Source organism: Roseibium sp. MMSF_3544 (assembly GCF_030732845.1).
Taxonomy (GTDB): domain Bacteria; phylum Pseudomonadota; class Alphaproteobacteria; order Rhizobiales; family Stappiaceae; genus Roseibium.
The window spans coordinates 40204-62889 of sequence record NZ_JASHKA010000016.1; the positions used below are offsets into that span (position 1 = coordinate 40204).

25 protein-coding genes and 1 tRNA gene are annotated in these 22686 nt (G+C 58.5%); 17 read left to right on the plus strand and 9 right to left on the minus strand.

Annotation, left to right across the window (positions count from 1 at the left end; translation table 11 throughout):
* Nucleotides 1-154: 154 nt before the first annotated feature.
* A complete protein-coding gene (locus tag RBB47_RS21000; protein ID WP_305987846.1) occupies nt 155-1051 on the plus strand; it encodes a DUF5996 family protein in 897 nt (298 codons plus the stop codon).
* A 30-nt stretch (nt 1052-1081) separates the two neighbouring features.
* Here RBB47_RS21000 and RBB47_RS21005 read toward each other — a convergent pair whose 3' ends face one another.
* Nucleotides 1082-1780 (minus strand): SDR family NAD(P)-dependent oxidoreductase, encoded by a 699-nt coding sequence (locus RBB47_RS21005; RefSeq protein WP_305987847.1) that lies wholly within the window; start codon nt 1778-1780, stop codon nt 1082-1084.
* Nucleotides 1781-2045: 265 nt separating this feature from the next.
* On the opposite strand from RBB47_RS21005, the gene RBB47_RS21010 reads away from it, so the two are divergent.
* From RBB47_RS21010 to RBB47_RS21060, 11 genes are all read left to right on the plus strand, one after another.
* Nucleotides 2046-3071, plus strand: a complete 1026-nt coding sequence (locus RBB47_RS21010) for a LacI family DNA-binding transcriptional regulator (RefSeq protein WP_305987848.1) — start codon at nt 2046-2048, stop codon at nt 3069-3071.
* 262 nt (nt 3072-3333) lie between these two features.
* Complete coding sequence (locus RBB47_RS21015; protein ID WP_305987849.1) at nt 3334-4653, plus strand: ABC transporter substrate-binding protein; 1320 nt, start codon at nt 3334-3336, stop codon at nt 4651-4653.
* A gap of 135 nt (nt 4654-4788) precedes the next feature.
* Complete coding sequence (locus tag RBB47_RS21020) at nt 4789-5736, plus strand: carbohydrate ABC transporter permease (protein ID WP_305987850.1); 948 nt, start codon at nt 4789-4791, stop codon at nt 5734-5736.
* Nucleotides 5733-6674, plus strand: coding sequence for a carbohydrate ABC transporter permease (locus RBB47_RS21025; RefSeq protein WP_305987851.1), 942 nt, complete (start codon nt 5733-5735; stop codon nt 6672-6674). The genes RBB47_RS21020 and RBB47_RS21025 overlap by 4 nt, the downstream gene beginning before the upstream one ends.
* Nucleotides 6671-6859, plus strand: coding sequence for a hypothetical protein (locus RBB47_RS21030; RefSeq protein WP_305987852.1), 189 nt, complete (start codon nt 6671-6673; stop codon nt 6857-6859). Before RBB47_RS21025 ends, RBB47_RS21030 begins: the two co-directional genes overlap by 4 nt.
* A gap of 13 nt (nt 6860-6872) precedes the next feature.
* Complete coding sequence (locus RBB47_RS21035; RefSeq protein WP_305987853.1) at nt 6873-7970, plus strand: ABC transporter ATP-binding protein; 1098 nt, start codon at nt 6873-6875, stop codon at nt 7968-7970.
* Complete coding sequence (locus RBB47_RS21040) at nt 7963-8958, plus strand: ABC transporter ATP-binding protein (RefSeq protein ID WP_305987854.1); 996 nt, start codon at nt 7963-7965, stop codon at nt 8956-8958. The genes RBB47_RS21035 and RBB47_RS21040 overlap by 8 nt, the downstream gene beginning before the upstream one ends.
* Before the next feature lie 11 nt (nt 8959-8969).
* Entirely contained in the window at nt 8970-10607 is a 1638-nt protein-coding gene (locus RBB47_RS21045; protein ID WP_305987855.1) for a dihydroxyacetone kinase subunit DhaK, read from the plus strand.
* 157 nt (nt 10608-10764) lie between these two features.
* A complete protein-coding gene (locus tag RBB47_RS21050) occupies nt 10765-11088 on the plus strand; it encodes a helix-turn-helix transcriptional regulator (RefSeq protein ID WP_305987856.1) in 324 nt (107 codons plus the stop codon).
* A gap of 4 nt (nt 11089-11092) precedes the next feature.
* Nucleotides 11093-11548: an SRPBCC domain-containing protein gene (locus RBB47_RS21055; protein ID WP_305987857.1), complete on the plus strand. Its 456-nt coding sequence runs from the start codon at nt 11093-11095 to the stop codon at nt 11546-11548.
* A 37-nt stretch (nt 11549-11585) separates the two neighbouring features.
* Complete coding sequence (locus tag RBB47_RS21060; protein ID WP_305987858.1) at nt 11586-12320, plus strand: LamG-like jellyroll fold domain-containing protein; 735 nt, start codon at nt 11586-11588, stop codon at nt 12318-12320.
* A 69-nt stretch (nt 12321-12389) separates the two neighbouring features.
* Here RBB47_RS21060 and RBB47_RS21065 read toward each other — a convergent pair whose 3' ends face one another.
* From RBB47_RS21065 to RBB47_RS21080, 4 genes are read right to left on the minus strand one after another with little or no spacing between them, the layout of a single operon-like run.
* Nucleotides 12390-12722: an antibiotic biosynthesis monooxygenase gene (locus tag RBB47_RS21065; RefSeq protein WP_305987859.1), complete on the minus strand. Its 333-nt coding sequence runs from the start codon at nt 12720-12722 to the stop codon at nt 12390-12392.
* 23 nt (nt 12723-12745) lie between these two features.
* The gene (locus tag RBB47_RS21070; protein WP_305987860.1) at nt 12746-12925 is read right to left on the minus strand and encodes a hypothetical protein; all 180 of its coding nucleotides are present in this window, start codon (nt 12923-12925) and stop codon (nt 12746-12748) included.
* Nucleotides 12918-14159: an MFS transporter gene (locus tag RBB47_RS21075; RefSeq protein ID WP_305987861.1), complete on the minus strand. Its 1242-nt coding sequence runs from the start codon at nt 14157-14159 to the stop codon at nt 12918-12920. The genes RBB47_RS21070 and RBB47_RS21075 overlap by 8 nt, the downstream gene beginning before the upstream one ends.
* Before the next feature lie 47 nt (nt 14160-14206).
* Nucleotides 14207-14434: a DUF1127 domain-containing protein gene (locus tag RBB47_RS21080; protein ID WP_305987862.1), complete on the minus strand. Its 228-nt coding sequence runs from the start codon at nt 14432-14434 to the stop codon at nt 14207-14209.
* Between the two features lie 84 nt (nt 14435-14518).
* On the opposite strand from RBB47_RS21080, the gene RBB47_RS21085 reads away from it, so the two are divergent.
* Complete coding sequence (locus RBB47_RS21085; RefSeq protein ID WP_305987863.1) at nt 14519-15424, plus strand: LysR family transcriptional regulator; 906 nt, start codon at nt 14519-14521, stop codon at nt 15422-15424.
* 7 nt (nt 15425-15431) lie between these two features.
* Here RBB47_RS21085 and RBB47_RS21090 read toward each other — a convergent pair whose 3' ends face one another.
* Nucleotides 15432-16997: a CYTH and CHAD domain-containing protein gene (locus RBB47_RS21090; RefSeq protein WP_305987864.1), complete on the minus strand. Its 1566-nt coding sequence runs from the start codon at nt 16995-16997 to the stop codon at nt 15432-15434.
* A gap of 214 nt (nt 16998-17211) precedes the next feature.
* Between RBB47_RS21090 and RBB47_RS21095 the strand changes: the two genes are divergently transcribed.
* From RBB47_RS21095 to speB, 4 genes are all read left to right on the plus strand, one after another.
* Nucleotides 17212-17296, plus strand: a tRNA-Leu gene (locus tag RBB47_RS21095).
* A gap of 156 nt (nt 17297-17452) precedes the next feature.
* Nucleotides 17453-18637, plus strand: coding sequence for a polyamine ABC transporter substrate-binding protein (locus RBB47_RS21100; RefSeq protein WP_305987865.1), 1185 nt, complete (start codon nt 17453-17455; stop codon nt 18635-18637).
* A gap of 237 nt (nt 18638-18874) precedes the next feature.
* Nucleotides 18875-19402: a hypothetical protein gene (locus RBB47_RS21105; RefSeq protein ID WP_305987866.1), complete on the plus strand. Its 528-nt coding sequence runs from the start codon at nt 18875-18877 to the stop codon at nt 19400-19402.
* An 85-nt stretch (nt 19403-19487) separates the two neighbouring features.
* Nucleotides 19488-20453: an agmatinase gene (speB, locus tag RBB47_RS21110; protein WP_305987867.1), complete on the plus strand. Its 966-nt coding sequence runs from the start codon at nt 19488-19490 to the stop codon at nt 20451-20453.
* 8 nt (nt 20454-20461) lie between these two features.
* Here speB and RBB47_RS21115 read toward each other — a convergent pair whose 3' ends face one another.
* From RBB47_RS21115 to RBB47_RS21125, 3 genes are read right to left on the minus strand one after another with little or no spacing between them, the layout of a single operon-like run.
* A complete protein-coding gene (locus RBB47_RS21115) occupies nt 20462-20989 on the minus strand; it encodes a 2,4'-dihydroxyacetophenone dioxygenase family protein (RefSeq protein WP_305987868.1) in 528 nt (175 codons plus the stop codon).
* Nucleotides 20990-21021: 32 nt separating this feature from the next.
* The gene (locus RBB47_RS21120) at nt 21022-21723 is read right to left on the minus strand and encodes an SDR family NAD(P)-dependent oxidoreductase (protein ID WP_305987869.1); all 702 of its coding nucleotides are present in this window, start codon (nt 21721-21723) and stop codon (nt 21022-21024) included.
* On the minus strand, nt 21720-22643 hold the full coding sequence (locus tag RBB47_RS21125) for a sugar kinase (protein ID WP_305987870.1): 924 nt from the start codon (nt 22641-22643) through the stop codon (nt 21720-21722). Before RBB47_RS21125 ends, RBB47_RS21120 begins: the two co-directional genes overlap by 4 nt.
* Nucleotides 22644-22686 lie beyond the last annotated feature (43 nt).

Genomic DNA, 22686 nt, shown 5'->3' on the forward strand with positions numbered 1-22686 from the left:
AGGTTTTGTTGCCGTCTCGACGGATTGGGGTCGGGACCTCGGCGGTCGGGCGTTCAAGTTCAAAGCCGGATATGGCCGAATACCGGACGCGGCCTAAATAGGGACGCAACGCACAAAACGAACTGATCCCTCACGTCCCAAGGTAGCTGCTCTCATGATCACCCTTCCTCCGTTGCCCTATGCGGAGTGGTCCGATACCAAGGACACACTTCACCTTTTCCTGCAGATCATTGGCAAGATCCGGCTGAAAGCTCACCCGAAGCTGAATCACTGGTGGCATGTCACGCTTTATCCAAGCGTTCGGGGACTGACGACCGGACGTATTCCCTACCAAGGAAGCGGCTTTGAGATCCTCTACGACATGGTCGACCACAAGGTTGTTGTCAGCCGCAACGATGGCCAGCAGCGCGAGTTTGCGGTTGCTGGGAAATCGGTGGCCGCGTTTTACGAGACCTTGTTTTCCTGCCTTGAAGCGCTGGACATCTCGGTGAAAATCGTCGCGGTTCCCTATGACAACAAATCCAAAACGCCTTTCCCGGAAGATACCGCGCAGCGCGCCTACGACGCTGCTGCGGTGTCGCGGTTCTGGCAGGCGCTCTGTTCCATTTCCAGCGTGTTTGAGACCTACCGCTCGGGCTTTGCCGGCAAGCAGACGCCGGTGCAGCTCTATTGGCATTCCTTCGATCTGGTTGTGACCCGGTTTTCAGGCCGCGCGCATCCTCTGGAAGGCGGAACGCAGTCCGACCGGGAAGCCTACTCGCACGAGGTGATCTCAATCGGTTTCTGGCCCGGAGACGACACGTTTCCGGAAGCCGCGTTCTACGGATATGCCTATCCGGAACCTGCAGGAATGAACCAGGCAGCGCTTCAGCCGGACGAGGCCTTCTGGGCAGAAAAGAATGGCGGCGCGCTGGCGATCCTGAAATACGCCGATGCGAGCGCTGCCGACGATCCGTCAGCTGCGATCCTGTCCTTCCTTGACAGTCTCTACGATGGCGCGGCGGCCAAAGCCGATTGGCCGGCTTCGGAGCTCAGGCATGCCTATGCGTAGCGTGTCTCCAGTGGCTGAATGGCGCCCAAACTAGAAGCGTTCGACCCATGGCCGGATTTCAAGCTCGCTCGACCAGGTGGAGCGATCTTGCCGGATCAGCGCCAGGTAGTTTTCGGCAATCGCGTCCGGATCGAGCATCGAGCCAGGGTTGTCGGCAGGTTCCTCCCGGCCGGGATTGCGGATCGCTCCGTCAATGTTGATCCAGGCAACATGAATGCCCTTGGGGTGCAGTTCACGGGACATGGATTGCGCCAATCCCCGCTGCGCGAATTTTCCCATCGCGAAGGGTGCCGATTGCGGAAAGCCCTTCACGCCGGCGGACGCTCCGGTGAACAGGATCGTGCCACGCACACCGTTCTCCGGGTCCTGCTCCAGCATCATCCGCGTTGCCGCCTGGCCAACGAGAAACGCGCCATATGCGGTCACCTGGATCGACGTTTGAACAGCATCCGGGTCAAGATCCACGAGTGGACCCCTTTGCCGGGCGGAGGGATTGTAGACGGCAACCCGAAGCGGTCCCTTGAGCGCCGAGAACAAACTGTAGACCTCTCCCGGTTTGGAGGCATCACAGGCAATCGTTTGCGCGTCGGTTTCGCTCGCGAGCTGGCCAATCTTGCCGACGTCGCGAGCGGCCAGAGCTATCCTGTAGCCTTCTTTGTGGAGTTTTCGGGCCAGCGACGCCGAAGAACCATGGCCGACGCCGACAATTAATGCCAGAGGTGCGCTCACTCGGAAATCTCCTGCTTGTCTTTGTTGCAGCTAACGCGCTTTCCGGTCAGTCTGCTTCAGGCCCGTTCCGATCACAAGTGGGGTGGCGCAGTCTGGCGATCCGCCTGTGGTGCAGGATCCGACTCTCTGGGTGACCTTCAAGGCGGTTTCCGTCTTAACGTTCTGAACTGCCTGCATTTTTCTGGGCAAAACGTTTTTTCGTCTACATTTTGATTGACGTATGTCAGTTGGGCGCGTCAGATTGGCGGTCCGCCGGAGGAGTAGGGTGAAGCCGACCGTCCACGATATCGCACGCGAAGCGGGCGTCAGTCTTTCAACCGTTGATCGGGTATTGAACGGTCGTGCGGACGTGCGTCCGAAAAACGCCGAACGGGTGAAGGACGCCGTCAAGCGGCTCGGGTATGTGCGCGATACGAATGCGGCAAATCTTGCGAAAAAGAGACGCTACAAGTTCGTCTTCGTTCTTCCGGACGGGCCAAACCATTTTGTCGAGACAGTGGTGGAGGCAGTCAGGGAAGCGTCCGGTGCCCAGGTGACCGATCGTGCCGACGTCGATGTTCTGTTTGTGAATACAGCCGATCCGCACGCTGTGGTGAAACGATTGATGTCGCTCGATCTCAGCCAGCTTGATGGTGTTGCCATCATGGTGCCCGAAACGCCGCAAGTGCGTGATGCCATCGCCCATATCAAAAGTGCGGGTGCTTACGTCGTTGCCCTGGTCTCCGACCTGCCCAACTCCAGGTGCGATCACTTTGTTGGAATTGATAATTTTTCTGCCGGTCAGACGGCAGGTGCTCTGCTCGGGCGGTTTCTGCGCAAGGAAAGAGGCAGCATTCTTGTTGCGACCAATTCCATGGTGTCGCGCGACAGCATCGAGCGCCGCTACGGCCTGGACAAGGTTCTTTCCCGGGATTTCCCCGACCTGACCGCATTGCCGACAATCGAGTTTCACGACGACCCGGACAGAATACGTGACACGCTCGAACGTTCGGTCGCCACGCATCCGGAATTGAAGGCCGTCTATTCCATGGGTTCCGGAAATGCCGCGATGCTGGATGCCTTGCGCCATTGTGCCCGGGACCGGGATCTCGTCGTGATTGCGCATGACCTGACATCCGTCACGCGCCAGGCGCTGATCGACGGGGAAATGGATGCGATCATCGTCCAGAATGTGGGTCACCTTGCCAGAAGTGCGCTCCGCGTTCTTCGCGCCAAGTGCGATGCAGCCGAGATTTTTGAGGCACAGGAGCAAATCCGCATCGAAATCATCATGCGGGAAAATCTTTACTAGGGTTTGGACCCATGCATGACGCCACGCCGGTGTCCGCGCCGCAGGTCATCTGAAGTCCCGCTTTGTTGAAAATATTAATTGTTATAAGTGGTTAGCGATCATTCCATCGTTGCAATCTTCTGCGATTGACACAAAAAGAAAGACGTATGTCAGTTTTGCGGTTGACGTGACATACGTATGTCAAATAAGGTCGGCGCGCACTTGGAGGAGTGCCGCCGTCCGGTGCAGGCCGGTGAGCGACCATTTCGGGAGGAAATCAGCGATGAAAACTGCGAAACTTCTCGCGGCGACCGCTTTTGTGGCGGCGAGCGGGCTTACCGTGTCTCAGGCTCAAGCCGACGAACTGACGCTGTGTTGGGCCGCATGGGACCCGGCCAACGCTCTTGTTGAACTTTCCAAGGAATTCGAAGCCCAGTCCGGCCACACGATGAAATTCGAGTTCGTGCCCTGGCCGAACTTCGCCGACCGCATGCTGAACGAACTGAATTCGGGCGGCAAACTGTGCGATCTGCTGATCGGCGACAGTCAGTGGATCGGCGGCGGCGCGGAAAACGGCCACTACGTCAAACTCAACGAGTTCTTCGACAAGGAAGGCATCAGCATGGACGACTTCGCCCCGGCGACCGTCTATGCCTATTCAACCTGGCCGAAGGGCACACCGAACTACTATGCGCTGCCGGCAATGGGCGACGCCAACGGCTGGTTCTACCGCAAGGACTGGTTCGCGAAGCCGGAAATCCAGGAAGCTTTCAAGTCCGAACATGGACGTGACCTGGCACCGCCCAAAACCCAAATGGAGTTGCTGGAAATCGCGAAGTTCTTCCAGGAACGCGAGATTGACGGCCAGAAACGCTACGGCGCTGCGATCTTTACCGAGCGCGGGTCCGAGGGCATCACCATGGGTGCGACCAGCGCCATGTATCCGTTTGGCTTCAAGTATGAAAACACGCCGGGCAAATACGACATGGAAGGTGCGGTGAACTCAGCGGACGCTGTTGCCGGTCTGGAATTCTACAAGGAGCTCTACAAGACTTCGACACCCCCGGGCTATACCGACAGCTACATGGAGCAGTCGCTAGACGCGTTCAAATCCGGGCAGGTGGCGATGGCCATGAACTGGTTCGCGTTCTTCCCGGGTCTTTATGCCGATCCGGATGTGGGTGGTGACAAGATTGGTTTCTTTGTCAATCCCGGCCAGTTGAAGGAAGCGTCCACCCTTGGCGGTCAGGGCATATCGGTGGTTGCTTATTCCGACAAGCAGGATGCCGCACTTGAATACATCAAGTGGTTCGCGCAGCCGTCGGTGCAGAAGAAGTGGTGGGACCTCGGGGGCTATTCGTGTCACGTCAGCGTGTTGAACGACCCGAATTTCGCCGACAGTGCACCGTTCGCAGCAGACTTCCTGCTCGCCATGGATGGCGTCATGGATTTCTGGCAGGAGCCGGCCTATGCAGAGCTGCTGCTGGCGATGCAAAAACGCCTGCATGACTACGTCGTGGCCGATCAGGGTACAGCAAAGGAAGCCCTGGACAAGCTCATCGAAGACTGGACGGAAGTCTTTGAAGATGAGGGCAAGCTCTAGGCTTGCAGGACATAGCCGGCCGGCTTTCCGCCGGCCGGTTGCCTGAGCCGAAACTCCGGCGGGCTACACCAAGGCACGCAAAACTGCCAAAATGCCTGCCGGACTTTCCAGACGTATTCTTCGAACGGGCCAAAGATGTCAGACACCCCTATCGACCGCGTGGCGAAAGCGACGCCGCCCTCGGTTGCTGCCAAAATCCGGGGCCTGAGCGATCGCGCCATAGCCTGGCTTTTCGTTCTGCCGACGATCTTTCTGCTGCTGGCGGTGAACATCTTCCCGCTGATCTGGACGATCAATCTGAGCTTCACCAATTTTCGCGCCAACCGGCCCAACCGGGAGGTCGACTATATCGGCCTGCGAAACTATGAGCGCATTCTGACGGATGAAGACATCTGGCTGACGATGCAGGCCACGGCCCATTTCCTGTTCTGGACCATTTTTTTCCAGGTCCTGATCGGTTTCACGCTGGCCTGGCTGATCAACCGGAAATTCAAGGGCAACGATCTGTGGACCACCCTGATCGTGCTGCCGATGATGCTATCGCCCGCGGTGGTCGGCAACTTCTGGACCTTTCTCTATCAGCCGCAAATCGGCCTCTTCAACTACGGCATCTCGTTTCTGACCGGCATCGACCCGTCGTCCTTCCAGATGATTGGCGATGTCAGCCTTGCCCCCTGGTCGATCGTCATCGTCGACACGTGGATGTGGACGCCATTCGTGATGCTGATTTGCCTAGCCGGGTTGAGGTCCATTCCCGACTACATCTATGAGGCGGCGGAAATCGACCGGGCCAGTCAGTGGCGTCAGTTCTGGACCATCACCGTGCCGATGGTGCTGCCGTTTCTGATGCTGGCGGTTCTTTTCCGCGGGATCGAGAACTTCAAGATGTTCGACCTGGTGGTGCAGCTGACCGGCGGCGGACCCGGCTCGGTCACCGAACTCACCTCGATCAACCTGAAGCGCGAAGCTTTCGAGAAGTGGCGAACCGGCTATTCCTCCGCCTACGCGATCATCCTGTTCGTAACGGTGTTCGGACTCGCCTCAATTTACGTCAAAGCCCTGAACAAGGTGAAGGAAAGATGAGCAGTTACTCCATCACCGAACCTTCGGCGTTCCAGAAATGGCTGGCAGGCACGCTGGTCGTGGCCTATGCCATCATCACGCTGCTGCCACTGGTCTGGATCCTGACGACCGGGTTCAAATCGCCGGTCGATGCGATCGCCTATCCGCCAAAAGTGTTCTTCGAACCGTCGCTTGAAGGCTACGTGAACCTCTTCACAACGCGAACGCGCGTCTCGCCGGAACAGCTCGAGGCGCTGCCTGAGCCCGAAACCTGGTACGAGGAAATTGTGCGCAACCGCGACATGGTGATTGCGGGGCCATCACGCTACGGCGAACGGTTCCTGAACTCTGTAATCATCGGCTTCGGCTCGACATTCCTGTCCGTTTTTCTTGGAACGCTGGCCGCCTATGCCTTTTCCAGGTTCAAGGTGCCGCTGAAGGACGATCTTCTGTTCTTCATCCTGTCGACAAGGATGATGCCGCCGATCGCGGTCGCCATCCCGATCTTCCTGATGTTCCGCACGCTCGGCCTGTCGGACACGCATCTGGGCATGATCCTGCTTTATACGGCGGTGAACATCTCGCTCGCCGTCTGGCTGCTCAAGGGGTTCATGGACGAGATACCGCGAGAATACGAGGAAGCGGCACTGATCGACGGCTACACGCGATTCCAGGCCTTCTACAAGGTGGTGCTGCCCCAGGCGGCGACCGGCATCGCGTCAACGGCGATCTTCTGCCTGATCTTTTCCTGGAACGAATATGCCTTTGCAGTGCTCCTGACCTCGGGCACGGCGCAGACAGCGCCACCCTTTATCCCGACAATCATCGGCGTTGGCGGTCAGGACTGGCCCGCGGTTGCCGCAGGAGCGACGCTGTTCCTGGTGCCCGTGATGGTCTTCACAATCCTGCTTCGTAAACATCTGTTGCGCGGCATCACGTTCGGGGCGGTACGCAAATGAGCGGGTTCTTCAACGGTTTGATGCGGTTCCGGCGCGGCCCCTGGGAAATGCTCGCGTCCATCCTGATTGCGGTCGGTGTGATCATGCTGATGCAGCCGGTCGTTTTGTGGGCCTACACCTATTCCTTCATTGTCACGCTGACGGGAACAGTGATGTTCATCGTCGTCAGCCATTTTCCGGACTAGAGCGCGAGGCGGCATGGCTGAGATCGTAATCAGGAACCTCAGAAAGGACTTCGGTGACTTCACCGCCGTCCAGTCCTCGTCGTTCAAGATCGAGGACGGCGAATTCTTCATGCTGCTCGGTCCGTCAGGATGCGGCAAGACGACGACCTTGCGCATGATCGCGGGCCTGGAACTGCCGACCTCTGGCGAGATTTATATCGACGGTGAAGAAGTCGGTCAGAAACCCGCGCGGCAACGCGACATTGCGTTTGTGTTCCAGATGTTTGCGCTCTATCCGCACATGAATGTGCGGCGGAACATCAGCTATCCGCTGGTCAGCCAGGGCATGTCCAAAAGGCAAGTCAGCGAAAAGGTTGCCGAAGTCTCGCGTATCCTTGGCATTGAAGACATTCTCGACCGCTCGGTGAGCGGCCTTTCCGGCGGAGACAGGCAGCGGGTCGCACTCGGGCGGGCGATCGTGCGCGAGCCCAAGGCCTTCATGATGGATGAACCGCTCGGGGCGCTCGATGCGGAGTTCCGCGAGCACATGGCCGAGGAACTGCGCGCCTTGCACGACCGGATGGGTGCCACGACTGTCTATGTCACGCATGACCAGCTTGAGGCCATGCAGATGGGTGACAAGATCGTTGTCATGAACCACGGTGTCATCGAACAATTCGGGACACCCCAGGACATTTACGACAAGCCGGCAACCATGTTCGTGGCTGATTTCATCGGGTCTCCGTCGATGAACTTTCTCCGGTTCCACGGCGAAGTCCATTCCGGATCCTCGAGCGTCAAGTTGCATCACGCCGAGCTTGCTGTCCCAACACTTCGCGAGCCGTTCGAAGGGGATCTTGTCTACGGCATCCGGCCAGAACATGTGTCCCTGGTTGATGCAGGCGAAAGCCGCGGTGAAGTGGTCGCGGCGGAGTATCTCGGGACCACGCAAATCGTGACCGTGAAGACAGCAGGCGGCGATCTCAAGGCGCGGATTGCCTCCAACCAATCCGTGCGATCCGGCGAAAATGTCGGTTTGGCTTTCAATGGTTCAGCGGCCACGCTTTTCGACAATCAGACAGGGCGGGCTCTGAAGTCCGACCTCAACGAGGGGGTGCTCGCCCATGTCTGAAGTGCAGCTTTCGAACCTTTCCAAGCGATTTGATGACACGGTTGCCGTTGATGATGTGACGATGACGGTGCCGAACGGGGCGTTTGTCACGCTGCTCGGACCGACCGGCGCTGGCAAGACCACAATCCTGCGTCTGATTTCAGGGTTGGAACAGCCCGACAAGGGAGATGTTTTCATCGGCGGGCGATCGGTCGTCAACGAAACGCCGGCACAGCGCAATGTGGCAATGGTGTTTCAGCAATATTCGCTCTATCCGCATATGAGCGTACGCGAGAACCTTGCCTTCCCGCTGCGCTCACCGCTCCTCAAGACACCGGAGGAGCAGATTGAGCGCAAGGTTGCCGAAGTTGCCGAAGTGTTGAAGATTCCACACAAGTTGAACAACAAGGCGACTGCGTTGTCGGGCGGTGAAATGCAGCGTGTTTCAATCGGCCGGGCCCTTGTGCGCGATCCTTCCATCTTCCTGATGGATGAACCGCTCAGTTCGCTGGACGCAAAATTGCGCTCAGACCTGCGGATCGAGTTGAAGCGTATTCAGGAGAGTCTCGGCGCAACCCTGCTTTACGTGACCCATGACCAGATCGAGGCAATGACCATGTCGACCCATGTCGGCGTTCTGGACCACGGCCGGCTGGTGCAGTTCGGGTCCCCGCGCGAGATCTACGAGAATCCCGTCAATCTCTACGTGGCCGGGCGGCTTGGGCAACCCAGGATCAATGTCCTGCCGGCGGACATGTTTGCCGGCTCGCCAGCGGGTGCCAGGAAGATGGGGTTGAGGCCCGAACATATCCAGCAGGGCGAAGGCAAGGAATCGACCGTGAAACGGATCGAACATCTTGGCGACCAGATCAGGCTTCACCTGACGCTGGAAGGGCATGAAGTGGTCACGCTCTCAGACCCGCACGCGGACCTTGAGCCCGGTGACACCGTCGCGATACAGCCCCGAAATCCCCTGTTCTTTGACGCCAGTGGCGCTCGTATTACCTGAGGAGAAGGAACATGAAGCAGTTCATCAACTCAAAGGAAACACTCGTCACGGAAGCCATAGACGGAGCCTTGCGAACGGCGGGCGGGCGCCTCGCCCGGCTGGACGGATATCCGCATATCAAGGTGGTCGTGCGCACGGACTGGGACAAGTCGAAAGTGGCTTTGGTTTCGGGCGGCGGATCCGGTCACGAACCCAGCCATGCGGGGTTTGTCGGCCAGGGCATGCTGACGGCCGCCGTGTGCGGTGAAGTCTTTGCCTCGCCATCCGTCGACGCCGTGCTCGCGGGGATCCTCGCCGTCACCGGCAAGGCCGGATGCCTCGTGATCGTCAAGAATTATACCGGTGACCGGCTGAATTTCGGTCTTGCGGTGGAAAGGGCGCGCGCATTCGGCCGCAAGGTCAACATGGTGATTGTCGACGACGATGTCGCGCTCCCGGATCTGCCGCAGGCAAGAGGCGTTGCCGGTACGCTGTTCGTGCACAAGATCGCCGGCGCCTTGGCCGATCAGGGCGCTGATCTTGAAACGGTGACCGACGCCGCACAACGGGTTATCTCGGGCGCCGTTTCCATTGGCATGTCGCTCGACACCTGCACCATTCCCGGATCACCGAAAGAAGATCGGATCGGGCCCGGAATGGCGGAACTCGGTCTTGGTATTCACGGAGAAGCCGGCATCGAACAGGTTACCTTCTCGAACGCCAAGACGGCGATGGCCATGGTTGTCGACCGGCTTGAGCCGGCGCTGGCGCCCGGGCCGCATGTCGCGCTTTTGAACAATCTCGGCGGCACGACACCGCTTGAAATGTCGGTTCTGGCAGAAGAGCTCACACATTCACGGATCGGAGGCCAGATCCGCTGGCTGGTCGGCCCGGCGGCGATGATGACCTCGCTCGACATGCATGGATTTTCCGTGTCGCTGTTGCCTGTCAGCAAAACCGAAGAGGCCCTTTTGCAGGCGCCGGTCGCGCCGTGGGTTTGGCCCGGCTGCCTGGCGCTCGGCCCGGTTTCGATCCTACCTCTGCCGGACGGCTTGTCTCCGATCCAGCCGCTTCCGTCCAAGAACGAGGAGACGCGGAAATTCATCGAAAGATGCTGCAACATCCTGATCGCGGCGGAAGAAGACCTGAACGCGCTGGATGCCAAGTCGGGTGATGGCGACACGGGCAGCACGCTTGCGACCGCTGCGCGGGCGCTGATCACGGCGCTGGACCGGATGCCGCTCGCGGACCTGACCCAGCTCTACCGAGCCATCGGCCTGGAGTTGAGCCAGACAATGGGCGGGTCGTCCGGCGTGCTTCTGGCCATCTTCTTTGCCGCGGCCGGTGACGCTTCGTCCAGCGGACGGGACTCCATCGGTGCCTTGAAAGCGGGCCTCGACCGCGTGATGCAGGTTGGCGGCGCCGAGCCGGGCGACCGGACCATGATCGATGCCCTGATGCCGGCATTGAACGCGTTGGAAAGCGGGATTGAAGACGCTGCCCGCGAAGCGCGCCAGGGTGCGGACGCCACGTCCCGCATCACGCGCGCACGCGCTGGACGGGCAAGCTATGTCTCGGAAGCAAGCCTGTCCGGGCACAATGACCCAGGCGCGGAAGCTGTTGCCCGCCTGTTCGAGCACCTGGCGACGGAGGCTGCGCTCACCGCTTGAGAACAGCGACCAACATTTGAGCGTTGAAGCCTGCCGATGCGCCTTAAAAAGGCGCACCGGTGGTTGGTGCCCGTCCCAAGCCGTATCTCGATGAAGCGGGCTGCGATGTGATCGCCCGGGCATTGACATCGCAAATCGAATCCATAACCATGTTGTTATGAATTCAGAAAATCTTGACCTCGTTTTTTCAGCTCTCTCCGACGCGACTCGTCGCGGCATCCTGGCCAATCTTGCCAAGGGTGAACGCACGGTTCACGAAATCACGGCTGCGTTCGATATCTCGCAGCCGGCGATTTCCCGGCATTTGCGCGTGCTGGATCACGCCGGATTGGTGCGGCGGGAGAAACGCGGCCGGGAAACCTATGTCATGGCAAGTGCAGAAACGGCCGCTCACGCAGCCGACTGGCTTGCGCATTACGTCAACTTCTGGACGGCGCATTTCGAGCGCATGGACCAAATCCTTTTCAGCAACGAGGAGTAACCCGATGACCGTTGAGACCCGATTTTCCGATGGTGTACTCACAGTGCGCAAGGAATTTGCAAAGCCCATCGACGTTGTCTTCGACGCCTGGATCGACGCCGCCAAAACCACGCATTGGTGGGGATGCGCCGACACAACACAGGTTGTTTCCGAAATTGAAACCAAAGCTGGTGGAAAATACTGCCACACGATGACGATCACCAATGTAGGAGATCACACAATCAACGGCAGCCTTGTTGAATTCGACCCGCCAAGAAAGCTGGTCTACTCGATGCCTGCAAGTGAGTTTGCCCCGGCCATGCTCGTGTCCGTTGCGTTCGGGGAAACCGCCACCGGCACTGTCGTGACACTGACCCAGTCGGAAATCCCCGATCCTATGAAGGATGTCATTGGTGCGGGATGGACGGCTTCGTTCAACAGGCTGGACGCGTACTTTCAAGGACAGCGTCGCGCGGCCTGAGGATTGTGGATCTCCCTCCGAATTTTGGAGGTGCATCATGAGGAAAATGGTTTTGGCGCTTGGCGCCGTCGGCCTCGGCCTTGCTGCTGCCGGCAGCCTATGGCTGACGTCGAAAGGGCAGGAGCCCTACACGCCGAGTACGATCGAAGGTGCCTATGTGCACCTTGCTTTCGAAGATACGCTGGAGACGATCGGGTCTGCCAGGGTTGCACCGCAAGCCCGGGACGGAGATGCCGTTTTTGCCCCGGGACCGACAGGATATGCCTATCACGCCCAGGGTGATGGCGGGCATCTGGAGATCACGACGAGCGATCTGGCCGTTCTGTCCGAAAAGGTGGAAATTTCGTTCGACTTGAAAGCGGAGGATTGGACAAACCCTTATAAGAAGGGCGCGCCGATCAAGACGCTTGCTGTGGTCAGCGGCAAAAGTGGCGACCGGATCCGGCACATCGTGTTTAACCTCAGCAATGGCAACGAACCGGTCCTGTCTGTTGCGCTCCAGGACAAAACCGGGGCAAAGGACAAACTGAAGTCGTCTCCCGGTGTGGTGACGATGGACTGGCATCATGTCAGGCTCGTGGTCGACCAAACGAGTGAAACCAGCGAATTGTTTCTGGACGGCGAATTGGTCGCAAAGTCCGAAATCGTGCCGTCCGTCGTCAGCGACGGCGTGGATCGCGTCAGGATCGGCACCTGGCACCGGCAGAACCAGGCCTTCCGCGGGCTCATCGACAATTTCGTCATTCGTGATGCGGCGGCGGGCGTCAGCTGAGGTGAGCCTGGGTTTTCGGCAACGTGCCGGTACGTCCAAAAGATCCAATTCCGAGCGTGGTTTGCGGAGTTAAACCACCCATCCCGAACTCACATCGATGTGGCGGAGCGAGTGTTCCTCGATCAGGTCTTCATACCCTTCGGGCAGGAACGATTGCTGCCATTTGTCCCCGAACCGCGTTTTCACCGCTTCAAGATCCTCCCAAAGGGAAGCGAACACCAGATACCCGTCATCGGAGGCGATGCCGCGGCCAAAGAAATACCCCGCGTTGCCCGGTTCGTGCCGGACGACATCTGCTGACGTCGTTGCAAATTTCTCCATCAGCGTTTCGGCGTGGCCTTCTTTGATCTTGACCTGAAACAGTCTCAGGACCGGACCTTTTCCGGAGTTGTTTGCGTCCATGGGTTTCTCCTTGTTCAAGCATTTCAAACGGGATGCGGGAAGGTGGCGCCTTGCGGAAGGTCTGCAAGGCAGATGAATTGAATGACGGCAAGATCCATGAAAAGTTTCAGGTAAGCGTGCGCCGTCAGCGTCCAGAGCCAATAGACAGCCAGGAGGACTGACAGGCTCAAAACGCTCCAGAAGATCCAGGACCGGTCAGGCATTGCCCAGCGCGTTCCTGAGGACGCCGTTTCCGCCTGCCAGGGGCCGCTCGTTGATCGGGACGTGTATCAAGGCTGCGAGGACACCGGTTGCCACGACGCTCCACCACATGATGTCGTAGTTGCCCGTGTGTTCAAAGACGAGGCCGCCGAGCCACGCGCCGAGAAAACTGCCGACCTGGTGCATCAGGAAAACGATGCCGACAAGCGTTGCCAGGTACCGGGCGCCGAAGATCTGGGCAACGATGCCGGTTGTCAGCGGAACCGTCCCGAGCCAGGTAAATCCCATCACCGCTGCGAACAGCAAGGTGGAGATATCGGACGGTGGAAACATGACGAAGAGTGCCACGGCTGCTGCTCTTGCCAGGTAGAGAACAACCAGGATCTTTTTCTTGCTGAGAAAGTCGCCAAGCACGCCGCAGACAAACGTTCCTGCGATATTCGTCGCACCGATGGTCGCAAGGGCAGCACCGCCTAGCCAGGGCGCAAGTTGCCTGTCCAGGAGGTAGGCAGGCAGATGCGTGCCGATAAAGGCGAGCTGAAACCCGCACACGAAAAACCCGAGCACGAGCAGTACAAATCCGCGATGAGACAGGGCCTCGGCAAGTGCTGCTTTCAGGGATTGATCTACACCGGGTTCCACGGACCGTCCGCTCAGCACCGGGGCCAGAACGCATATGATTGCCGCGATGAAGGCTAGGCTGACGAGAGCAATCGGCCAGCTCAGAGACTCAATCAGGCTGAGCGTAACCGGAACCGACAGGAAAATCCCCAGTGACCCGCCAAGCGAGGCAATGCCAAGGGCTGACGTGCGGCGTTCGGGGGGAAACCGCCGTCCGACGGCCCCAAGAACAACAGCATAGCTCGTGGCACTCAAACCGATGCCGACGAGCACGCCGAAGCCAAGCACCAGACCGAGAGAGGTTGAGGCTGCCGACGCGCAGAGCAACCCGCCCGCGTACAGCATGCCGCCGACAAAAATCACCCTGGCGCTGCCGAACCGGTCTGCAATCATGCCCGCAAACGGTTGTGCGACGCCCCACATGAGGTTCTGCAGGGCAATCGCAAACCCGAAGCTTTCCCGATCAACGCCAGGAAGACCGCTGGTGATCGGGTTGAGAAACAGGCCGAAGGAATGCCGCATCCCCAGGGCCACGAGCGCAATCAGCGATCCGGCGAGCAGGACAAATCGCGGATCGGTCAGAATTCTGGGCACCTGGGAATTGGTCGCTGCCATATGTGGTCTCCGATGAATTGAGGGAGGCGATGGAATGCGCCTTGGCTTCAGTCGCCATGATTGCGACGGCGTTCGTTTGAGCCCGCATGGATGATCGATGTGATCTCGCTGCGGTCGATCGCCAGATCCTTGAGGGCGGATTTCCCGAGCGCATCCAATTCCAGACGATCGCGCCGCTTCTGGCGCCATGCATGGAATCGCCTCAGCCAAATGGACAGCTGCGCTCTGGGTATTCCCGAGTGCAATGCAGGAAAAACTTCCGAAGCCTTGGCCATCTCTCTTTGCCGCCAGTTGCAGGGGTCTGAGAGATATTTGCGTCCTGCTTGTTATTGATCAAAATGTAATATTCAATAAATGTTATGGCGAATCTCAATATCAGAAATGTCGATCTCAATCTGCTGGTCGCGTTTGATGCGCTTTACAAGGAGCGCAGCGTTACCAGGGCAGCCGCAAGACTGTCCCTGACGCAACCGACCGTGTCGGGCATGCTGAAACGTCTTCGGGACTCGTTTGATGATGATCTGTTCGTGCGGACATCCCACGGGATTGTGCCAACGCCCAGGGCAGATGGTATTGCTTCGAAAGTCGCGGATCTTCTTGAAGAAATCGGCCTGCTTCTGGCGCCAGATGAATTCGATCCGGCCCGGACTGCATTTACCGCCAGAATCTGCGGCAGTGATTACCTGCAGCACACGATCCTGGAGCGCTTAACCGAAGAACTGCTCCAGACGGCGCCCCAAGCGCGTATCTCGATCCTTCCACGGCCGGCCGAGGGGGTTGCGAGACAGTTGGAGAGCGGAGAAATCGATCTCATACTGAGCGACCGCGAATTGGCGGTGCCCGATCTGCCGGCACGTGTCCTCTACAAGGACGACTTTGTCTGCCTTTCCAGTTACCAGGACTTTGAAAACGGTGCGGAAATTTCGCTGGAGCGGCTCTGCGCGCTCAACCATGCCTTTGTTGACCCGACCGGAGGCAGTTTCCATGGACCAATTGATGACGCCCTGGCGACGGCAGGAAAGGAAAGGAACGTGGTGCTCGCAGTGCCGACCTTTTCCATGCTGCTGCAGCTGATGAAATCGAGGGAGCTGCTGGCCTTTGTGCCCGGCCGGATCGCCGACACCTTTGACCATGGATTTGCCCGGGTCTGGACGTCGCTGGACTTGCCTTATCTTGAAATCGTTGCCATCTGGCATCCCCGCATGACACGAGACCCCAAGCACAAGTGGCTTCGCGAAACGCTTGTTTCAATTGCAAGGGACTAGGGTGCAATTAGACCCAGAAACGCGGTGTCTTTACGGTGGCTTCCCAATACCCCTTGGCGTGCTGCCACATGCTCTGGCACTGGGATTCGTGCCAGCCAACAACAAAACCGACAGCCTGACTTACAGCCAATGCGTCCTTGCCGCTGACCTTGCATCGCTCAGGAAGCGTCTCGGCCATGGCGACATCATTCAGATAGCCGAAAATGTCCTGAAGCTTTTTCATCCGTTTCAGGAAGGGTTTCACGGTGTCATGAGGATAAAGACTGCCGTAGAACTCTATTCCGTAACGCATCTTTTTCATGGCCTTGCGCATGTCGTGACGTTCGGGGATCGTCAGTTCTTCCAGGCGTTTTCCGTAACGGAGCACCTTTTTCCACTGCCGGGCGAGCGCCTTTGAGGAAAAGGCTTCTATCGGTTGCGCCAAGTGGGTGGTCTGGTCGAAATTCTCCGGGTCAAGCCAGCCCCGGCCTTCGGTGTAGGCAGCCAGATCGAGCAGGAATCTGTTCACCTCGGCCGATCTCAGATGATCGGCAAGGGCGTTTCGGGCCCCCTCACCACGCGATGCGTTGAGTGTCTTGAGCAGCGCGTCGAAGGATAGGATCTGAGGCGCCTTTTCGACCAGTGGCTCGACGATTTCGTCAATGAGCACATCCAGATCGCGCACCTCACCGGCCTCATTGGCAATGGTCCTTGCCATCTGGTCGAGTGGAGCCACGGTTGCCGGATTGAGGACAGGCTTGAACAGGCGGAAGGCACTGCGCAGCCGGCGAAGCCCGACGCGAAGCTGGTGGGGTCCCTCCGGATCGTCCGATGCGAGCACCACCATGCGGTTTTCAGAAATCTGTTTCAGGCAGGAGCGCAGCACGTCGCGGAATGCCAGTTCTGCGCTCGTGCCCGGCGTGAACCTGATTGCTTCAGCGAAATAAGGCGTGGGTGTTTCGGTTTCCCGGCCTTCCGCGAAGCGGTAACCGCGCTCTGCCTTGCTGTAGGGCGAGAACCGGAACGGAACGTCCTTCAGGAGCGATTTGGCGACATCGAAGATTGCCTGGCTCGGGCCGGACTTGAGTTCCATCTCAAGTTCAATGAGAGGCTGGCTGCCGTCTCCGGCCAGAATGTTGCCGGTATCAAAGGCAAGCTCCACGTGACCACCATCGCTGTCACGCGTCAGCTGGCGGGTCGTCCGTTTCATCACCGTTTCGAAACATTCCGAAAGCGGCGCGTCGCCGATGATTTCTAAGAGCGTCTTGCTGACTTCATCATCCTCAATCACGGAAAAGTCCACCGCGCGGCCCTTGACCGGATGTTCCGCTTCGACGGGAGAGGACAGTCCGGCGACGATGCCCGTGCCAATCTTGACGGTCTGGACCCAGCTGCGGCCGGTTTTTCTGACCCTGAGGGAGATTTTCGCCTTGCGAAGAGCTTGATCAGGAGTGTCGAAGTAAATCGACTGCAAGGTCTTGGAAACAGCGCGGCCCGCGGTGAAGCCTTCAACGGTTCCCAACCGTTTCATGGCGTCTTGCGCTGACCGGTCCAGTTCGAGCTTGAGCTCGATTTCTCGTCCTGATTTGCTCATAAAGCCGTTTCTAAACAGGCTAAAATCGCTTGTCCAGAAAAAGCGCACAATTTGCGCTTTTCTTTGCAGGCTAATGTTTCACGAGATTCAAATGCATATCACTTTTTGCAACTCTTGATATGCGTCGTTTCCGCGCGGAAATTGCCGGTGGCGAAACGAGCAATCGCTTGCATCGTCGAATAGGCCATGATAGGCACCCTCTCCGGTGTCAGTTGCCCCTCTGGCGGAACTGGTAGACGCGCTGGATTCAAAATCCAGTTCCTTAGGGAGTGCCGGTTCGATTCCGGCGGGGGGCACCACTCTTTCTTCCAATTTCATAGACCTGCTGTCCCCGTCATTCGGTTTCGAACCGGAAATCGGGATCGGGGTCTTTTGCGCCGTCGTGTTTCCGGTTAAGTCTTGCCCTCGAAGGTGTGGGACCAGAAACAGCCTTGTGCGGATTTTTGAATTTGCGGATGAGCGCGAATTCGAGCCGCTGGGCGATGTCACGGGGACTTAACGTGCAGAACCACACCTATGAGGCGCCATGCCTCTCTCAACTTGTTTTCAATTTGGCGAAACTCTTTGTTGCCGGGATGATGGTCCTGGCCGCACTTCCTGGATTGTCCCGGGCCGGGGACAAATCCGTCACTGTCACGGCCTGGGCGGACTATCTTCCACCGGATGTTATTTCCGAGTTTGAGGCCAGAACCGGAATTGATGTCATCTACGACACGTTCGACTCGCTGGAAGTGCTTGAAACCAAGCTGTTGACCGGAGCGTCCGGCTACGACGTCGTCTTTCCGTCCGCCTTGGTTGCCAATCGACTGATCCAGGCCGGTGCCTTGCAGACGCTGGATCGGGAGCGACTTTCCAACCACGTCAATCTCGATCCTGCAATTCTGAGGTTCCTGGCCGCGCACGATCCGGGCAACCAGTATGGTGTCCCCTATCTTTGGGGAACCACGGGCATTCTTTACAACCCGGCACTTATCTCAGAACGGTTGGAAACAGCCCCGATCGACAGTCTGGACATGATCTTTGATCCGGACATCCTCTCCAAGGTCGCTGATTGCGGCGTTGCGATGATCGACTCACCCGAGGAAGTCATGGCAATCGCGCTGAATTATCTCGGACTTGATCCCTTTACGTCGGATGCCGACGATTTCAAGGCTGTCGATGGTTTGCTGACTGCGATCAGGCCGCATGTCCGGCATTTCAGAACCGGTTCACTCATCAATGAGTTGGCGGATGGAGACCTGTGCCTCGTTCTGGGGTGGAGCGGGGATGCCGGGCTCGCCCAGGCGCGCGCGCTGGAGGCGCAAACCGGCGTGGAGGTCGCCTATGCCCTTCCAAGAGAAGGAACCGAAATCTTCTTCGATTTCCTCTCCATTCCGGCAGATGCGCCCAATCCGGACCACGCGCACACGTTCATCAACTTCCTGATGGAGCCGAAGGCAATCGCCGCCGTAACCAATCTTTACTATTACCCAAACGGCAACAAGGCAGCGCTCGAATTCGTCCTGCAAGAGGTCCGGGAGGACCCGAGCGTCTATCCGGCTGACGAGTTGATGGCCAAGTTGTTTCCGAACCTGCCGCGCGATCAAAAAACACTGCGGCTGCTGACCAGAAGCTGGACCCGTTTCAAGTCCGGAACCTGACGGATTTTTGGAGCGGATCACGGGCTGCGCCCCTCTTGCGGGCGCTGCAGACGCCCAGGCAGCGCCAGTCCGGCATAACCGGGCTGGTTTAACCAAGTCTGCGTATTCTTGGCCCTTTTTGGCCTGCATCGCTTGTGTGCTCGACCGATATCGGAGATATGAACCTTTCGGATTTGAGCGCGCGGGGAGCGATCGTCAAAAGGCGAGGCTTCCCCAAGCCGGTTCGAGGGGGCAAACATGTCTGAAGGAAAACGACATTCGTCCTTTGCGGCGATAGGGCTTGCTGCTGTACTTGCAGCCTGCTCCGGAAGTGCGGACCAGCATTCCGGACTGACGGCCTGCGCTGTTCTGGAAGACATCGACCTTGCGGCCGTGATGGGTCAGGCGCCCCAAAAAATCGCCGAAAACAATCTCCTGGTGGCACCCGATGACGCGCAGTCCACGCTTTCCGGATGCGACGTGCTCGACTCGGATGGAAACGCGGTTCTGTCCCTGATGCTGCGCGAGGCGAAGGACGGCACGGAAGGGTCCGATGCCGATGCAGCGATTGACAGCATGATCGCGGCGTTTGAACCTGGAACCGCGGATAAGATATCCATCGGGGAAGGCGGTTACTACAGCGAGGTGACCGCGACCTCCTCACAGCTTGGCCTCTTTACGAGAAATGGTCGCATGCTGATGATCTTCAACGGGATGGCGGAGGCCACAGACCGGGCGATGCTGGAAGCAGCTGCGAATGCGGCGCTGGAAAAAGTTCAGAACTAGGTCAAACCCTGTTTTCAAAACCTTGTTTTTCCCACATTGTGCGGGGTTCCATCCGGGCTGACACACGAAAATTACGGAGAAACGCATGTCGGGACATGGCTATGAATCCGGGCGTTTGAACCTGCCCTTCGTTGGCATCGCGACCTTCGGCAAAAAGGAGTTTGTTTCCGACTGGGACAAGATCGACGCCGACGTTGCGGTTCTCGGGGCGCCATTCGATTTCGGTTGCCAGTTCCGTTCCGGAGCCAGATTCGGGCCGCGGTCGGTACGTGAAGCTTCGACGCTGTTCAGCTTCGGCCACGCCGGGGCCTATGATCATGAAGACGATGCGACCTATCTCGGTGAAGACGTCAGGATTGTCGACATCGGCGACGCCGATATCATTCATACCAAGACCGAGGAAAGCCACGCCAATATCGAGTTCGGTGTGAAGAAAATCCTAAGTGCAGGCGCGATGCCGGTCGTGATCGGCGGAGATCACTCGGTCAATATTCCCTGCATCAACGCCTTTGAGGAGAATTGCGCGGCAAACGGGCCTATCCACGTGGTCCAGATCGACGCACATCTGGATTTTGTGGACGAGCGGCACGGCGTGACCGCCGGTCACGGCAATCCCATGCGCCGGGCGATCGAGAAGGACTACGTTTCCGGCATGACCCAGCTCGGCATCCGCAATGTGTCGTCGACGGCAAGGGAAGGTTACGTGGATGCACGGGAGCGTGGATCCGATATCCTGTCGGTCCGGCAAGTGCGCAAACTCGGGACCGAGGCGGTGCTGGAGCGCATCCCAGTGGGAGCGCGCTATTACGTCACCATCGATATTGATGCCTTCTGCCCGTCCATAGCGCCGGGAACGGGCACGCCGAGCCATGGCGGCTTCTTGTATTATGACGTTCTGGAAATCCTGCAGGGCCTTTCAAAGCGGGGCGATGTTGCCGGTATCGATCTTGTGGAAGTTGCACCCGACTACGACCCGAGCCAAAGCACCCAGATCCTGGCGGCGCAGATCCTTCTGAATTTCATCGGATTCATCTTCCATAACAGAAAATAGGCGGGTCACTACCTTAGAAACTGGTCAACGTAGTCTTCGCCAAGCCCGACCTTTTCGTAGTGCTCGCGGCACATGTCGATCTTTGTGAAAACATCCTCATATCCGAGTGGTTTTCCGTAAGGGTCGACGTAGTACATGATGCCGTTGACCTGAAAGAGCGTGATCATTTCCTCCACGTCGTCGGGAACGACCAGCGTATGGGTCTCGCCGGGCGGTTCATAGACATAGCCGCCTGCCTCCGCCACCCAATCGTGTTCCAGGTAGTGCCAGCGCCCCTTCAGCACAAACCCGTGGACCGGGTTGGGGTGGCGATGACGTGACAGGACGCCGGCCTTTCGCACGCGGAGCAGGTTGACCCAGTATCCCTGGCTTCGGTTGAGGCAGAGTGGCCGAAACCAGACATTGTCTGCCTGGGGCACCCAAACCCGTTCGTCCTCGGGGATGGCGCTCGGGACCACGATTTCCGCCTGTGCGTCCTTTGGAAAGGGCAACTGATAGGGAATGCGCGGGTTTTCATCTTTTTCCGTGACCGGCATGTCAAATCCACTCCGTTTTCTTCAAAAAGGGCCTAGACGGAAGAGTACCCGCCGTCCACCGGATACACCGCCCCGGTGACAAAACTTGCCTGGTCGCTCAGGAGCCATGCCGCCAGTGCACCGACCTCGCTCGGCTGTCCCCAGCGTCCCATGGGAGTTCGGGACAGTATCGCCGTTTCACGTGCACTGTCCGCTCTCAGACCCGCCGTCATTTCCGTTTCGATCCAGCCGGGTGCAATGGCATTCACGCGGATGCCGTCCTTCGACCATTTCGCCGAAAGTGCCTTGGTCAATTGCGCAACGCCGCCTTTCGAGGCGGAGTAGGCCGGGACAAGCGGGCCACCGAAATAGCTGAGCATCGATGCCGTATTGACGATTGCGCCGCCCGATGTCTCCAGAAGGGGTCTTGCTGCCAGACACATTCGCATCGTGCCGGTGAGGTTGACGTCGATCACCTTGCAGAAGTTCTCGATTTCGTACTCGGCTTCGCGCATCAGAATACCCGCGCAATTCACCAGTCCATCCAGTGTGCCGAGTGTGGCGAACAGTCCGGCGATTGCGTCGGCATCGGTCACATCAAGAACAACCGTCTTGAGATTGTCTGCGGGCGGGCAGGCGGCCACTTCGCTCTCGCTGATGCCGGTCGCCGTCACAGACCAGCCCTGATCGAGAAGCGAGCCCGTGACACCGCGCCCGATCCCCCGTGTTCCGCCAGTCACCAGGGCATGTTTCATGCAGCCTTACCTTCGTTCAAGAAGCGTTCAACATCCGGCCGTCTCGGCATCGGGGCCACCGCGCCATAACCCTGTGTCGACAGAGCGGCGGCCGCATTTGCATATTTGGCAGCTTCGTACGGATCCCGCCCGGCAGCCATCTCGGCCAGAAAGGCGCCGTCAAACGTGTCTCCGGCAGCGGTCGCGTCGACGGGTGTCACAGGCTGACCCGGAACGCGCCGCCGCTCATTCGGCAGTGCGATGAGAGTCCCCTCCTTGCCAAGCGTCAGGGCAACAATTTCACAACCGAGATTGAGATAAAAGTCTGCAATTGCATCCGGATCGGTCAAGCCGGTCAGAAGCACCGCGTCTTCAAGGCCCGGCAGCGCGATGTGTGCCCTGGCCATGGCTGCATGGGTGACGGCGCGCGCGCGCTCCAGCGGCCAGAGATTCGGTCTCAGGTTGGTGTCGTAGGACACCCAGCCGCCGGCATTACGGCAGACTTCGATCGCCGCAAACACCGTGTCGGCAGCCGATGCGGAAATCGCCTGAGAAATGCCGGATACATGCAGGATCCGCGCTTTTGAAACGTAGTCTTCGGGAATGTCTGGCGGGCTTATCAGGCTGGCCGCCGATCCCTTGCGCATATAGGTGAAGGAATGGCCCTTCTCGTTATGGCTGACGAAGTAAATGCCGGTCCGGGCCACGGGGTCCCGGATAACCTGGCTGGTGTCGACGCCTTCGTGTTGCCAGAGTTTCAAGAACTCGTCACCAAAGTCGTCCTGACCCAGGCGCGTCAGATAGCCGACGGACGCGCCCTGCCTTGCTGCAGCGATCGCGGCATTTGACGTGTCGCCACCGTGACCTTTTAGAAACCGGCCGTCTTCCTGCTCGTTGAACTCGAGCATGGGTTCGCCCAAGCAAACAATATCTGAATACATCGCACTGCTCTTTGAGTGAGAGCCGGCCCCAACGCGGTGTGGG